This window comes from Bacillus cereus group sp. BfR-BA-01331, assembly GCF_022663915.1.
Taxonomy (GTDB): domain Bacteria; phylum Bacillota; class Bacilli; order Bacillales; family Bacillaceae_G; genus Bacillus_A; species Bacillus_A mycoides.
Genome location: NZ_JAKUGJ010000199.1, coordinates 1 through 282, shown reverse-complemented (window position 1 = coordinate 282; position 282 = coordinate 1). Strand labels below are relative to the sequence as shown.

Sequence of the window (282 nt, the reverse complement as noted above, 5' to 3'; positions counted from 1 at the left end):
CACATCCATCAACTTAAGGATTTAGACTATTCTTAAACTAAAAAGCACGTTACTATTCTCTTATGTTAATGAGAAAGGGTGACGTGCTTTTTATGAATATGCATCAAAAACAAGAGCTGTCTTTATTTGCCGAAGAGTTATATCGATATATGTCTCCCGCTACACTTAATCAATTAGCTATAGAAGCAGGTGGAATGAAACGAAAACGTAAGTGCCATGGGCACCATTTTTTATCTTTGTGTGTATGGTTAAATCAACAAATCGCTACAACCTCTCTTACTC

1 pseudogene is annotated in these 282 nt (G+C 35.5%); it reads left to right on the top strand.

Features of this window, described 5'->3' with window-relative positions:
• Nucleotides 1–92 precede the first annotated feature (92 nt).
• A pseudogene (locus MR155_RS32555) lies at nt 93–282 on the top strand (IS4 family transposase); the annotation flags it as partial.